Genomic DNA, 14293 nt, shown 5'->3' on the forward strand with positions numbered 1-14293 from the left:
TCATGGCAGATTACCAGGGTAAAAAAGTCGTCATTATCGGGCTGGGCCTGACCGGCCTGTCCTGCGTGGATTTCTTCCTTGCGCGCGGCGTTACGCCGCGGGTGATGGACAGCCGTATCTCCCCGCCGGGCCTTGATAAGCTGCCGGAAGCGGTAGAGCGCCATCTCGGCTCCCTGAATGAAGACTGGCTGCTGGCGGCGGATCTTATCGTCGCCAGTCCTGGTATCGCGCTGGCGCAGCCTGCTTTAAGCAACGCGGCCGCGAAGGGCGTGGAAATCGTCGGTGATATCGAGCTGTTCTGCCGCGAAGCGCAGGCGCCGATCGTGGCGATTACCGGTTCAAACGGAAAAAGCACGGTGACAAGCCTCGTGGGTGAAATGGCGAAGGCCGCAGGCATAAACGTTGGGGTAGGCGGCAATATCGGCCTGCCGGCGCTGATGCTGCTTGAGCCGAATCGCGAGCTGTACGTGCTGGAGCTTTCCAGCTTCCAGTTAGAAACTACCTACAGCCTGAAGGCGGCGGCGGCCACGATCCTCAACGTCAGCGAAGATCATATGGACAGGTATCCGTTTGGCCTGCAGCAGTATCGGGCGGCCAAACTGCGCATCTATGAAAATGCGGCGGTGTGCGTGGTGAATGCGGACGACGCTTTGACCATGCCGGTACGCGGCGCAGACGAGCGTTGCATCAGCTTCGGCGTGGACGTGGGCGACTATCATCTCAATCGCCAGCAGGGGGATACCTGGCTGCGCGTGAAGGGCGAGAAGGTGCTAAGCACCAAAGAAATGAAGCTGGCAGGCCAGCACAACTACACCAACGCGCTGGCGGCCCTTGCGCTGGCCGACGCGGTAAAACTGCCGCGCTCCAGCAGCCTGAAGGCGCTGACCACCTTTACCGGCCTCGCGCACCGTTTCCAGCTGGCCTGGGAGCATAACGGCGTTCGCTGGATCAACGATTCCAAAGCGACCAACCCAGGCAGCACCGAAGCCGCGCTGAACGGCCTGCAGGTGGACGGCACGCTGCATCTGCTGCTGGGCGGCGACGGCAAATCTGCCGACTTCTCTTCGCTTGCGCGATATCTGCAGGGGGCGAATATTCGCCTGTACTGCTTTGGCCGTGACGGCGCGGAGCTGGCGCGACTGCGTCCGGAAGTGGCGGAGCAAACGGAAACGATGGCGCAGGCGATGGCGCTTATCGCTCCGCGCGTTAAGCCGGGCGATATGGTCCTGCTGTCGCCGGCCTGCGCAAGCCTCGATCAGTTCAAAAACTTTGAACAGCGCGGGGATCTCTTTACCCGACTTGCGAAGGAGCTGGGCTGATGCGTTTATCACTCCCTCGCCTGCGTATGCCACGTGTTCCAGGATTCGGTATCCTGGCATGGGTGTCATCTGCGCTCAAAGGCTGGGTGATGGGCTCCCGTGAGGCCGACTCAAACAGCATGGTGCTCTACGACCGCACCCTGCTGTGGCTAACATTCGGCCTTGCCGCCATTGGTTTTATCATGGTGACCTCGGCGTCGATGCCGGTTGGCCAGCGTCTGGCAAACGATCCTTTCCTGTTTGCCAAACGCGACGGGCTGTATATCGTGCTGGCGTTTATCCTGTCGCTGATTACGCTGCGCCTGCCGATGGACTTCTGGCAGCGTCACAGCACGGCGATGCTGCTGCTTTCCATTGCGATGCTGCTTGTCGTTCTGGTGGTGGGGAGCTCGGTTAACGGCGCGTCGCGCTGGATCGCCTTCGGCCCGCTGCGCATTCAGCCGGCCGAGTTCACCAAGCTGTCGCTGTTCTGCTACCTCGCCAACTACCTTGTGCGCAAGGTTGATGAGGTGCGTAATAACTTACGCGGCTTCCTGAAGCCGATGGGCGTGATTCTGGTGATGGCCGTCCTGCTGCTGGCCCAGCCTGACCTGGGTACGGTGGTGGTGCTGTTTGTCACCACGCTTGCGATGCTGTTCCTTGCGGGCGCCAAGCTCTGGCAGTTCATCGCTATTATCGGCATGGGCATTTCGGCGGTCGTGCTGCTGATCCTGGCCGAACCGTACCGTATCCGCCGCGTAACCTCTTTCTGGAACCCGTGGGAAGATCCCTTCGGCAGCGGCTACCAGCTGACGCAGTCGCTGATGGCGTTTGGCCGCGGCGAACTCTGGGGCCAGGGGCTGGGAAATTCGGTACAAAAGCTGGAGTATTTGCCGGAAGCGCACACCGACTTTATCTTCTCCATTATTGGCGAAGAGCTGGGATATATCGGTGTGGTGCTGGCTTTATTGATGGTATTCTTCGTCGCTTTTCGCGCGATGTCCATCGGCAAACGCGCTCTTGAAATGGATCAACGATTTGCAGGCTTCCTCGCCTGTTCCATCGGTATCTGGTTCAGTTTCCAGGCGTTAGTTAACGTGGGCGCGGCGGCGGGCATGCTGCCGACGAAGGGCCTGACGCTGCCGCTTATCAGTTACGGCGGCTCCAGCTTATTGATTATGTCTACGGCAATCATGATGTTGCTGCGTATTGATTATGAAACGCGTCTGGCAAAAGCCCAGGCGTTTACGCGGGGTGTGCGATGAGCAAACAATCCCGGCGGTTAATGGTGATGGCGGGCGGCACCGGAGGACACGTTTTCCCGGGGCTTGCGGTGGCTCATCACCTGATGGCCGAAGGCTGGCAGGTGCGCTGGCTCGGCACCGCCGATCGTATGGAAGCGGACCTTGTTCCGAAACACGGCATTGAAATCGACTTTATCAGCATTTCAGGCCTGCGCGGCAAGGGGCTGAAAGCGCTGCTGCTGGCGCCGGCGCGTATCTTTAACGCCTGGCGGCAGGCGAGGGCGCTTATGAAAGCGTATCGTCCGGACGTGGTGCTGGGCATGGGCGGCTATGTTTCCGGCCCGGGCGGGCTGGCCGCATGGTCGCTTGGCATTCCCGTTGTTTTGCACGAGCAAAACGGTATTGCGGGGCTGACCAATAAATGGCTCGCCAGAATCGCCAAAAAGGTAATGCAGGCGTTCCCTGGCGCTTTTGCGCATGCTGACGTAGTCGGCAACCCGGTGCGCACGGACGTGCTGGCGCTGCCTTTGCCCCAGGCGCGTTTTGCCGGGCGTGAAGGTCCGGTACGCGTACTGGTGGTCGGGGGTTCCCAGGGCGCTCGCGTGCTGAACCAGACCATGCCGCAGGTAGCGGGGCGTCTCGGCGCCGCCGTGACTATCTGGCATCAGTGCGGCAAGGGCGGGCAGGCCGTAGTGCAGCAGGCTTATGCGGAAGCCGCGCAGCCTCAGCATAAGGTGACTGAATTTATCGACGACATGGCCGCTGCATACGCGTGGGCGGATGTGGTGGTATGCCGCTCGGGCGCGTTGACCGTAAGCGAAATCGCAGCCGCGGGCCTGCCCGCGCTGTTCGTCCCCTTCCAGCATAAAGACCGTCAGCAGTACTGGAACGCGTTGCCGCTGGAAAAGGCCGGGGCCGCCAAAATCCTGGAGCAACCACAGTTTACCGTGGACGCCGTTACCGAAACGCTCGCCGGATGGGACAGGACAAGGTTGCTGGCGATGGCCGAACGCGCGCGCGCAGCGTCCATTCCTGACGCCACCGAGCGGGTAGCCAAAGAAGTAAGCGCCGCAGCACTGGCGTAATGATTTAAAGGTTGTGGGTGGCGATTTCCACCCGTGAATTTTTGATGTAATGGCGCAAGGCGCCGCAGGTTAAAGAATGAATACACAACAACTGGCGAAACTGCGTTCTATCGTGCCCGAGATGCGTCGCGTCCGGCACATTCACTTTGTTGGCATCGGCGGCGCCGGCATGGGCGGCATTGCCGAGGTTTTGGCCAACGAAGGTTACCAGATTAGCGGATCCGATCTGGCGCCTAATCCGGTCACGCAACAGTTGTCGGCACTGGGTGCCACTATTTATTTTAATCACCGCCCTGAAAACGTGCGTGACGCAAGCGTGGTCGTGGTTTCCACCGCCATTTCCGCGGATAACCCGGAGATAGTCGCCGCTCATGAAGCGCGCATTCCGGTTATCCGTCGTGCCGAAATGCTGGCTGAATTAATGCGTTTCCGTCATGGCATCGCCATCGCGGGCACCCACGGGAAAACCACCACGACGGCGATGGTATCGAGCATTTACGCGGAAGCGGGTCTGGATCCTACCTTCGTTAACGGCGGGCTGGTTAAGGCGGCGGGAACGCATGCGCGGCTGGGCAACAGCCGCTATTTAATCGCGGAAGCGGATGAGAGCGATGCGTCATTCCTCCATCTGCAGCCGATGGTTTCTGTGGTGACCAACATCGAAGCCGACCATATGGATACCTACCAGGGCGACTTCGAGAACCTGAAGCAGACGTTTATTAACTTCCTGCACAATCTGCCGTTTTACGGCCGTGCGGTGATGTGCGTCGACGATCCGGTGATCCGCGAGCTGCTGCCGCGCGTGGGCCGTCAAACCACCACCTACGGTTTTAGCGAGGATGCGGATGTCCGCATCGAAAACTATCAGCAGAAAGGTCCGCAGGGACATTTCACCATCGTGCGTCTGGACAAGCCGGAGTTGCACGTCACGCTGAACGCGCCCGGCCGTCATAACGCGTTGAACGCGGCGGCGGCGGTTGCCGTTGCCACCGAGGAAGGCATCGAAGATGACGCCATCCTGTGCGCCCTGGAAAGCTTCCAGGGTACCGGCCGCCGCTTTGATTTCCTGGGCGAATATCCGCTGGAGCCGGTAAACGGCAAGGCGGGCAGCGCGATGCTGGTTGACGATTACGGCCACCACCCGACGGAAGTGGACGCGACCATTAAAGCCGCGCGCGCAGGCTGGCCAGACAAAAATCTGGTAATGATTTTCCAGCCGCACCGTTTTACTCGCACCCGCGACCTGTATGACGATTTCGCCAATGTGCTCTCCCAGGTGGACTCTTTGCTGATGCTGGACGTGTACGCCGCCGGCGAAGCGCCTATCCCCGGCGCCGACAGCCGTTCGCTGTGTCGCACCATCCGCAGCCGCGGTAAAGTGGATCCAATCCTCGTGCCGGAAGCAGGCCAGGTGGCGGATATGCTTGCGCCGGTGCTGACGGGAAATGATTTGATTCTTATTCAGGGCGCCGGAAACGTCGGCAAGATTGCGAGAAAACTGGCTGAAATTAAACTGCAGCCGCAGGCGCAGGAGGAAGACCACCATGGCTGATAAAATCGCTGTTCTGCTGGGCGGCACCTCCGCTGAACGTGAGGTGTCGCTACAGTCCGGCGCCGCCGTCCTGGCCGGTTTGATTGAAGGCGGTATAGACGCGCACGGTATCGATCCAAAAGAAACCCCGGTAACCGACCTGAAGGCTCAGGGTTTCGATAAAGTTTTCATCGCGCTGCACGGCCGCGGCGGTGAAGATGGTACGCTGCAGGGGCTGTTAGAGTTTCTGGGCCTGCCTTACACCGGCAGCGGCGTGATGGCTTCGGCTATCACCATGGATAAACTGCGTACCAAGCTGCTGTGGCAGGGTGCGAATTTGCCGGTTGCGCCCTGGGTTGCATTAACGCGCCGCGACCTTGAGGCGGGGATTACCGCCGCCACCAAGGAGCGCATCGCGCAGCTGGGCCTGCCGGTTATCGTCAAGCCGAGCCGTGAAGGTTCAAGCGTTGGGATGTCGAAGGTCGACAGCGTCGCAGCACTTCCTGCCGCGCTGGAGCTGGCCTTTAAGCACGATGAAGAAGTGCTGGTGGAGAAATGGTTAAGCGGGCCTGAATACACGGTAGCGATCCTCGGCGAGGAAATATTACCGTCAATTCGTATCCAACCGGCTGGAACCTTCTATGATTATGACGCGAAGTATCTCTCTGATGAGACTAAATATTTCTGCCCGGCGGGCCTCGCGGAGCAGCGCGAACAGGAGCTGCAGGCGTTAGTGCTGCAGGCCTGGCAGGTTTTAGGCTGCAGCGGCTGGGGCCGCGTGGACGTTATGCAGGATAGCGACGGGCGGTTTTATCTGCTGGAAGGAAACACCTCCCCGGGCATGACCAGCCACAGCCTGGTGCCCATGGCGGCGCGGCAGGCGGGGATGACTTTCTCACAGCTGGTAGTACGTATTCTGGAGTTGGCGGACTGATATGTCGCAAGCAGCCCTGAATGCGCGTAATCGCCAGGAAGAACCAACCAGCGTTCGTCGCAGCAACGGCGGACGCCTGGCGGGCATTATCTTCCTGAGTGCGGTGCTGTTTACGGTGTTTATCGGCGGCTGGATTGTGGTCGGCTGGATGGAAGACGCTCAGCGTCTGCCCCTTTCCAGGCTAGTGGTAACCGGCGATCGGCACTACACGCGCAATGATGATATTCGCCAGTCGATTCTGGCGCTGGGGCCTCCGGGCACCTTTATGACGCAGGATGTGAATATCATCCAGCAGCAGATTGAACGTTTGCCCTGGATCAAGCAGGCAAGCGTAAGAAAGCAGTGGCCGGACGAATTGAAGATTCATCTGGTTGAATATGTACCCATAGCGCGGTGGAATGATCAGCACATGATTGACGCCGAAGGCAACTCGTTCAGCGTCCCGGCAGATCGTACGGGAAAGCAGACTTTACCTATGTTATCCGGCCCGGAAGGGAGTGAAGGTGAAGTTTTGCAGGGCTATCGCGCAATGGGGCAGGTGCTGGCAAAGGATAAATTCACGTTGAAAGAGGCGGCGATGACCGCCCGTCGTTCCTGGCAGTTGACGCTGAACAACGGTATTAAGCTCAATCTGGGCCGGGGCGATACGATGAAACGCCTGAGTCGATTTGTAGAACTTTATCCGGTTTTGCAACAGCAGGAGCAGGCTGACAACAAAGTCGTCAGCTATGTCGACCTGCGGTATGACTCTGGCGCGGCGGTAGGCTGGCAGCCCGCTCCCGAACAGGAACCTAATCCTAATCAGCAACAGAATCAGGCACAGGCAGAACAACAATGATCAAGGCGACGGACAGAAAACTGGTAGTTGGACTGGAGATCGGCACCGCGAAGGTCGCCGCTTTAGTAGGGGAAGTTCTGCCCGACGGTATGGTCAATATTATCGGCGTGGGTAGCTGCCCATCCCGTGGGATGGATAAAGGCGGAGTTAACGACCTCGAATCGGTAGTAAAATGCGTACAGCGGGCAATCGATCAGGCCGAGCTTATGGCGGATTGCCAAATTTCTTCGGTTTACCTGGCGCTGTCCGGCAAGCATATTAGCTGCCAGAACGAAATTGGTATGGTGCCGATCTCCGAAGAAGAGGTGACGCAGGAGGACGTGGAAAACGTCGTGCACACCGCGAAATCGGTGCGCGTTCGTGACGAACATCGCGTTCTGCACGTTATCCCGCAAGAATATGCCATCGACTATCAGGAAGGCATTAAAAATCCGGTAGGGTTATCTGGCGTGCGTATGCAGGCCAAGGTGCATTTGATTACCTGCCACAACGATATGGCCAAAAACATTGTTAAAGCCGTTGAACGTTGCGGCCTGAAAGTTGACCAACTTATTTTTGCGGGCCTGGCTGCGAGCTACTCCGTTTTAACCGAAGACGAACGTGAACTGGGCGTCTGCGTAGTTGATATCGGTGGTGGTACAATGGACATTGCGGTATACACCGGCGGCGCGCTGCGCCACACCAAGGTTATTCCCTATGCGGGAAACGTGGTGACCAGTGATATCGCTTATGCTTTCGGTACGCCGCCAAGCGATGCCGAAGCCATTAAAGTACGCCATGGTTGCGCGCTGGGTTCGATTGTCGGCAAAGACGAAAACGTCGAGGTGCCAAGCGTGGGCGGTCGTCCGCCGCGTAGCCTGCAGCGTCAGACGCTTGCTGAAGTGATTGAGCCACGTTATACCGAGTTGCTTAACCTGGTTAACGAAGAGATTTTACAGCTGCAGGAGCAGCTCCGCCTGCAGGGTGTGAAGCACCACCTGGCCGCGGGGATTGTATTGACCGGCGGCGCGGCGCAAATTGAAGGTCTGGCGGCCTGCGCCCAGCGCGTGTTCCATACGCAGGTGCGTATCGGACAGCCGTTAAATATCACTGGCCTGACTGATTATGCCCAGGAGTCGTACTATTCGACTGCCGTCGGCTTGCTGCACTACGGGAAGGAGTCTCATCTCAGCGGTGAAGCAGAAGTGGAAAAACGGACCTCTGTCGGCTCATGGTTTAAGCGAATCAACAGCTGGCTGAGAAAAGAGTTTTAATTTTTATAAGAGACCGGACAAAATTAGCGGTCTCAGGCGACAGGCACAAAACGGAGAGAAACTATGTTTGAACCTATGGAACTGACCAACGACGCGGTGATTAAAGTCATCGGCGTCGGTGGCGGCGGCGGTAATGCCGTTGAACACATGGTGCGCGAGCGCATCGAGGGCGTTGAATTCTTCGCGGTGAATACCGACGCGCAGGCGTTACGTAAAACTGCAGTAGGCCAGACGATCCAGATTGGTAATGGTATTACCAAAGGTCTGGGCGCTGGGGCAAATCCTGAAGTGGGCCGTTCCGCAGCCGATGAAGATCGCGATGCGCTGCGTGCCGCACTGGAAGGCGCAGACATGGTGTTTATCGCCGCAGGTATGGGCGGTGGTACCGGTACGGGCGCGGCACCTGTGGTCGCTGAAGTTGCGAAAGACCTCGGTATTCTGACCGTAGCCGTCGTAACCAAGCCTTTTAACTTCGAAGGCAAGAAGCGTATGGCCTTCGCGGAGCAGGGCATCGCCGAGCTGTCAAAACACGTTGACTCCCTGATCACCATTCCAAACGACAAGCTGCTCAAAGTGCTGGGCCGTGGCATCTCTCTGCTCGACGCGTTTGGCGCGGCGAACGACGTATTAAAAGGCGCAGTGCAGGGTATCGCCGAACTGATTACCCGTCCGGGCCCTGATGAACGTCGACTTTGCCGACGTGCGCACCGTAATGTCCGAAATGGGTTACGCCATGATGGGCTCAGGGGTTGCAAGCGGCGAAGACCGCGCTGAAGAAGCGGCGGAAATGGCCATCTCCAGCCCGCTGCTGGAAGATATCGACCTGTCCGGCGCTCGCGGCGTGCTGGTCAACATCACCGCTGGCTTCGACCTGCGTCTGGATGAGTTCGAAACCGTGGGTAACACCATTCGTGCGTTCGCCTCTGATAACGCCACCGTAGTGATCGGCACCTCTTTGGATCCAGAGATGAACGACGAGCTGCGCGTTACCGTTGTGGCTACCGGTATTGGCATGGACAAGCGTCCTGAAATTACCCTGGTGACCAACAAACAGCAGCAGACCCAGCAGCCTGTTATGGATCGCTACCAGCAGCACGGTATGGCGCCCCTGACGCAGGAACAAAAACCTGCTGCTAAAGTCGTTAACGACAACACGCCGCAAACTGCGAAAGAGCCTGATTATCTGGATATTCCAGCGTTTCTGCGCAAGCAGGCTGATTAAGAATAAACCTGAAGTTGGGCATATCCGCTCTTTGTGCTAAACTGGCCTGCCGATTGTGATATACACTTCGGTTGGATAAGTAATTTGGCGAGATTATACGATGATCAAACAAAGGACACTTAAACGTATCGTTCAGGCGACTGGCGTCGGTTTGCATACCGGCAAAAAGGTCACGCTGACGTTGCGCCCTGCGCCGGCCAATACCGGGGTCATCTATCGTCGCACCGACTTGAATCCTCCGGTGGATTTTCCGGCAGATGCAAAATCTGTGCGTGATACCATGCTCTGTACTTGCCTGGTGAACGAGCACGATGTGCGGATATCTACCGTTGAGCACCTTAACGCTGCCCTGGCGGGGCTGGGTATCGACAACATTATCGTTGAAGTCGATGCGCCAGAAATCCCGATTATGGACGGTAGCGCGGCGCCATTCGTCTACCTGCTGCTTGACGCCGGGATCGATGAGTTGAACTGCGCGAAGAAATTTGTGCGCGTCAAAGAGACGGTTCGTGTTGAAGATGGCGATAAATGGGCTGAATTCAGGCCGTATAATGGTTTTTCGTTGGACTTTACCATCGACTTTAACCATCCGGCGATTGATGCCAGCACCCAGCGTTACCGCATGAACTTCTCTGCGGACGCGTTTATGCGCCAGATCAGCCGCGCTCGTACTTTCGGTTTTATGCGTGATATCGAATATCTGCAGTCCCGCGGCCTGTGCCTGGGCGGCAGCTTCGATTGTGCCATCGTTGTTGACGATTATCGCGTACTGAACGAAGACGGCCTGCGTTTTGAAGATGAATTCGTTCGTCACAAAATGCTCGATGCCATCGGCGACCTGTTCATGTGTGGCCACAACATTATCGGCGCGTTTACCGCCTATAAATCTGGTCATGCGCTGAACAACAAGCTGTTGCAGGCGGTTTTAGCGAAGCAGGAAGCCTGGGAATGGGCGACCTTTGAAGACGACGCTGAGCTTCCTCTGGCATTCAAAGCGCCAACCATGGTGCTGGCGTAAGGCCTGATATATCAATTACGACTGGTTTTTGTTGGTACTCTCTCCGGCCAACGAAGCCAGTCGTTCTATTGCCGCTCTAAGTTTCTCCGGGCTACGTTTAGCCACCTCGCGTAATGCCTCCGCGCTTTGCTCGCTTAATTCCCGATTTACCGCAAATTGTCCACCCGACGTCTGAATGCTGTTTTCTTGTACGGAATCCTTGCCAATTGCTGCCAGCGAAGGATTAATCCTGATGTCGATCGACGTCAATGATGGTAGTATTTGTGCGCGTAATGCACTCAGCAGCGTGGCCTGTTCATAGCGTAACCGCATCAGCCAGCTGGCATTCGCCGTTTCAAGTACGAGGATCCCCTGCCGGAAGTTTGCGACCCGGCACCAGGGATGCAGTTGAGCGGGTATTATGCTTCTCACTGCCCGGTTGAGCCGCAATAAGGCAGCCGCGCGCTGCTGCACGTTTTGCAGCACGCTTTGAGCTCCGGCATCGTCGAACAGGTTATCTAAAGATTGCGGGCGACTATCACGCATACTATAAGCTCCGGCGGAAAAAGTGATTGGTATTCTAAATCGTTGGCGACAGTTTGGCAGACGTTACTTCTGGCCGCATCTCCTGTTGGGGATGGTCGCGGCGAGTTTCGGCATGCCTGCGTTCAGCGGCAATACCGACCATAACGCCCCCGCGGAAACCTCTGCCAGCAGTCAGGACTATCTTAATCAGGTTAGCTTCGATAGCCTGGCATTATTGCAGGAAAGCACCCGCCGTCCCTCATTTAATGTGGATTACTGGCATCAGCATGCCATCCGTACCGTAATCCGCCATCTTTCTTTTGCTATGGCGCCCCAGACGCTGCCGGTCGCTCAGGAAAGTATGCCGCTACAGGCGCAGCATCTCGCTTTGCTGGATACGCTCAACGCGCTGTTGACCCAGGAAAGCAAGCCTCCCGTTATCGTCCGCCATCTCTCTCTCTGGCAGCGTCCCGCGGTTGCGGTATTCACTACCGCGATATGGCTAAGCCAGGTGCAGGGGATTCGCGCCGGCCCCACAACGCATCAGCTAAACAAAATTCTTTTAATTATAACATTATCTGTAGATCTGCTCTGATGCAGGCGTTCGAGAATTTATTATGCTAATCAAATTGTTAACTAAAGTTTTTGGTAGTCGTAACGACCGTACCTTGCGCCGTATGCGTAAAGTGGTGACCATGATTAACAGCATGGAACCGCAAATGGAAAAGCTCTCTGACGATGAGCTGAAGGCGAAAACCAACGAGTTCCGCGCCCGTCTGGAAAAGGGCGAAGTGCTGGAAAATTTAATTCCTGAAGCCTTCGCCGTGGTGCGTGAAGCCAGCAAACGCGTCTTCGGTATGCGTCACTTCGACGTGCAGCTGCTCGGCGGCATGGTGCTAAACGATCGCTGCATCGCGGAAATGCGTACCGGTGAAGGTAAAACGCTGACGGCGACTTTGCCTGCTTACCTGAACGCGCTGAGCGGCAAAGGCGTCCACGTGGTAACGGTGAACGACTATCTGGCCCAGCGTGATGCGGAAAACAACCGTCCGCTGTTTGAATTCCTCGGCCTGAGCGTCGGCGTCAACCTGCCGGGCATGCCGGCCCCCGGCCAAGCGCGAAGCCTACGCTGCCGATATCACCTACGGCACCAACAACGAATACGGCTTTGACTACCTGCGCGACAACATGGCGTTCAGCCCTGAAGAACGCGTTCAGCGCAAGCTGCACTATGCGCTGGTGGATGAGGTGGACTCCATCCTGATTGACGAGGCCCGTACTCCGCTTATCATCTCCGGCCCGGCCGAAGACAGCTCCGAGCTGTACAAAAAAGTAAATACCATCATTCCGCACCTGATTCGTCAGGAAAAAGAAGACTCCGACACTTTCCAGGGCGAAGGCCACTTCTCCGTGGATGAAAAATCCCGCCAGGTTAACCTGACCGAACGCGGCCTGGTGAAAGTTGAAGAGCTGCTGATGGAGGCGGGCATGATGGACGAGGGCGAGTCGCTTTACTCCCCGACGAACATTATGCTGATGCACCACGTCACTGCCGCACTGCGCGCGCACGTGCTCTTTACCCGCGACGTTGACTATATCGTTAAAGACGGCGAAGTCATTATCGTTGATGAACACACCGGCCGTACCATGCAGGGCCGTCGCTGGTCCGATGGCCTGCACCAGGCCGTGGAAGCAAAAGAAGGCGTGGAGATTCAAAACGAGAACCAGACGCTGGCTTCCATCACCTTCCAGAACTACTTCCGCCTGTATGAAAAGCTGGCAGGTATGACCGGTACCGCAGACACCGAAGCTTTCGAATTCAGCTCCATCTACAAGCTCGATACCATTGTGGTGCCGACCAACCGTCCGATGATCCGTAAAGACATGCCGGATCTGGTCTATATGACCGAAATGGACAAAATCGGCGCCATCATCGAAGACATTAAAGAGCGTACGGCAAACGGCCAGCCGGTACTGGTGGGGACCATCTCCATCGAGAAATCCGAAGTGGTGTCCGCCGAGTTAACCAAAGCGGGCATCAAGCACAACGTGCTGAACGCTAAGTTCCACGCTAACGAAGCGGCCATTGTGGCGCAGGCTGGCTATCCCGCTGCGGTAACCATCGCCACCAACATGGCGGGCCGCGGTACGGATATCGTGCTGGGCGGCAGCTGGCAGGCCGAAGTGGCCGAGCTTGAAGATCCGACGCCTGAGCAGATCGCGCAGATTAAGGCCGACTGGCAGGTTCGTCACGAAGCGGTGCTGGCTTCCGGCGGTTTACATATCATCGGTACCGAGCGTCACGAATCCCGTCGTATCGATAACCAGCTGCGCGGGCCGTTCCGGTCGTCAGGGCGATGCGGGCTCTTCCCGCTTCTACCTGTCTATGGAAGATGCCCTGATGCGTATCTTCGCCTCGGATCGCGTGTCCAATATGATGCGTAAGCTGGGCATGAAGCCGGGTGAAGCCATTGAACACCCATGGGTGACTAAAGCTATCGCCAACGCGCAGCGTAAGGTTGAAAGCCGCAACTTCGATATTCGTAAGCAGCTGCTGGAATACGACGATGTCGCCAACGACCAGCGCCGCGCCATCTACAGCCAGCGTAATGAGCTGCTGGACGTGAGCGACGTAAGCGAAACCATCAGCAGCATCCGCGAAGACGTGTTCAAAACCACCATCGACGCTCATATCCCGCCGCAGTCTCTGGAAGAGATGTGGGATGTTCAGGGGCTCGAAGAGCGCCTGAAAAACGACTTTGACCTCGATATGCCAATCAAAGAGTGGCTGGACAAAGAGCCTGAGCTGCATGAAGAGACGCTGCGTGAGCGCATCCTGCAAAACGCGATCGAAGTTTATCAGCGCAAAGAAGAGGTTGTCGGCGTTGAGATGATGCGCCACTTCGAGAAAGGCGTGATGCTGCAAACGCTCGACTCCCTGTGGAAAGAGCATCTGGCGGCGATGGACTACCTGCGTCAGGGCATCCACCTGCGCGGCTACGCGCAAAAGGATCCGAAGCAGGAGTACAAGCGCGAATCCTTCGCTATGTTTGCGGCCATGCTTGAGTCGCTGAAATACGAAGTGATCAGCACCCTGAGCAAAGTCCAGGTACGCATGCCGGAAGAAGTTGAAGCCATGGAGCAGCAGCGTCGTGAAGAGGCCGAGCGCCTGGCTCAGATGCAGCAGCTAAGCCACGTTGACGACGATACTCAGGCCGCCATTGCGTTGGCGGCAGAAACCGGCGAGCGCAAAGTGGGTCGTAACGACCCTTGCCCGTGCGGCTCCGGTAAAAAATTCAAACAGTGCCACGGCCGTCTGAGCTAAGCACAAGCCAGTAGCTTAAGGCGCAGCTTGCTGCGCCTTTT

10 protein-coding genes and 2 pseudogenes are annotated in these 14293 nt (G+C 57.2%); 11 read left to right on the forward strand and 1 reads right to left on the reverse strand.

Translation table 11 applies throughout. From position 1 onward, the window contains the following. Positions 1-2 precede the first annotated feature (2 nt). From murD to lpxC, 9 genes and pseudogenes are all read left to right on the forward strand, one after another. Positions 3-1319: a UDP-N-acetylmuramoyl-L-alanine--D-glutamate ligase gene (gene murD, locus WLO32_RS03390; RefSeq protein ID WP_435947196.1), complete on the forward strand. Its 1317-nt coding sequence runs from the start codon at positions 3-5 to the stop codon at positions 1317-1319. After that, positions 1319-2563, forward strand: coding sequence for a cell division protein FtsW (ftsW, locus tag WLO32_RS03395; RefSeq protein ID WP_435947197.1), 1245 nt, complete (start codon positions 1319-1321; stop codon positions 2561-2563). Before murD ends, ftsW begins: the two co-directional genes overlap by 1 nt. Beyond that, positions 2560-3627 (forward strand): undecaprenyldiphospho-muramoylpentapeptide beta-N-acetylglucosaminyltransferase, encoded by a 1068-nt coding sequence (murG, locus tag WLO32_RS03400; RefSeq protein ID WP_435947198.1) that lies wholly within the window; start codon positions 2560-2562, stop codon positions 3625-3627. Before ftsW ends, murG begins: the two co-directional genes overlap by 4 nt. A 76-nt stretch (positions 3628-3703) precedes the next feature. Next, positions 3704-5179 carry a UDP-N-acetylmuramate--L-alanine ligase gene (gene murC / locus WLO32_RS03405; RefSeq protein WP_435947199.1) on the forward strand — a complete coding sequence of 492 codons (1476 nt, stop codon included), beginning with the start codon at positions 3704-3706 and terminating at the stop codon, positions 5177-5179. After that, positions 5172-6092, forward strand: a complete 921-nt coding sequence (locus WLO32_RS03410; protein WP_435947200.1) for a D-alanine--D-alanine ligase — start codon at positions 5172-5174, stop codon at positions 6090-6092. Before murC ends, WLO32_RS03410 begins: the two co-directional genes overlap by 8 nt. Position 6093: 1 nt before the next feature. Next, the gene (ftsQ, locus tag WLO32_RS03415) at positions 6094-6930 is read left to right on the forward strand and encodes a cell division protein FtsQ (RefSeq protein ID WP_435947201.1); all 837 of its coding nucleotides are present in this window, start codon (positions 6094-6096) and stop codon (positions 6928-6930) included. Further along, positions 6927-8183 (forward strand): cell division protein FtsA, encoded by a 1257-nt coding sequence (ftsA, locus tag WLO32_RS03420; protein WP_435947202.1) that lies wholly within the window; start codon positions 6927-6929, stop codon positions 8181-8183. The genes ftsQ and ftsA overlap by 4 nt, the downstream gene beginning before the upstream one ends. A gap of 63 nt (positions 8184-8246) precedes the next feature. Further along, a pseudogene (gene ftsZ, locus WLO32_RS03425) lies at positions 8247-9405 on the forward strand (cell division protein FtsZ). Between the two features lie 100 nt (positions 9406-9505). Continuing rightward, positions 9506-10423, forward strand: coding sequence for a UDP-3-O-acyl-N-acetylglucosamine deacetylase (lpxC, locus tag WLO32_RS03430; RefSeq protein WP_121266946.1), 918 nt, complete (start codon positions 9506-9508; stop codon positions 10421-10423). A 15-nt stretch (positions 10424-10438) separates the two neighbouring features. On the opposite strand, the gene WLO32_RS03435 is transcribed toward lpxC, so the two are convergent. After that, complete coding sequence (locus WLO32_RS03435) at positions 10439-10948, reverse strand: DUF721 domain-containing protein (RefSeq protein ID WP_435947203.1); 510 nt, start codon at positions 10946-10948, stop codon at positions 10439-10441. Between the two features lie 22 nt (positions 10949-10970). On the opposite strand from WLO32_RS03435, the gene secM reads away from it, so the two are divergent. Next, on the forward strand, positions 10971-11522 hold the full coding sequence (secM, locus tag WLO32_RS03440) for a secA translation cis-regulator SecM (protein ID WP_435947204.1): 552 nt from the start codon (positions 10971-10973) through the stop codon (positions 11520-11522). Positions 11523-11544: 22 nt separating this feature from the next. Further along, positions 11545-14252, forward strand: a pseudogene (gene secA, locus WLO32_RS03445) (preprotein translocase subunit SecA). Positions 14253-14293: the final 41 nt, after the last annotated feature.

Source organism: Dryocola mayonis, assembly GCF_051307045.1.
Taxonomy (GTDB): domain Bacteria; phylum Pseudomonadota; class Gammaproteobacteria; order Enterobacterales; family Enterobacteriaceae; genus Dryocola.

Coding starts and splice junctions, on each gene's coding strand:
- murD (WP_435947196.1), top strand. CDS start 3: ATGGCAGATTACCAGGGTAAAAAAGTCGTCATTATCGGGCTGGGCCTG.
- ftsW (WP_435947197.1), top strand. CDS start 1,319: ATGCGTTTATCACTCCCTCGCCTGCGTATGCCACGTGTTCCAGGATTC.
- murG (WP_435947198.1), top strand. CDS start 2,560: ATGAGCAAACAATCCCGGCGGTTAATGGTGATGGCGGGCGGCACCGGA.
- murC (WP_435947199.1), top strand. CDS start 3,704: ATGAATACACAACAACTGGCGAAACTGCGTTCTATCGTGCCCGAGATG.
- WLO32_RS03410 (WP_435947200.1), top strand. CDS start 5,172: ATGGCTGATAAAATCGCTGTTCTGCTGGGCGGCACCTCCGCTGAACGT.
- ftsQ (WP_435947201.1), top strand. CDS start 6,094: ATGTCGCAAGCAGCCCTGAATGCGCGTAATCGCCAGGAAGAACCAACC.
- ftsA (WP_435947202.1), top strand. CDS start 6,927: ATGATCAAGGCGACGGACAGAAAACTGGTAGTTGGACTGGAGATCGGC.
- lpxC (WP_121266946.1), top strand. CDS start 9,506: ATGATCAAACAAAGGACACTTAAACGTATCGTTCAGGCGACTGGCGTC.
- WLO32_RS03435 (WP_435947203.1), bottom strand. CDS start 10,948: ATGCGTGATAGTCGCCCGCAATCTTTAGATAACCTGTTCGACGATGCC.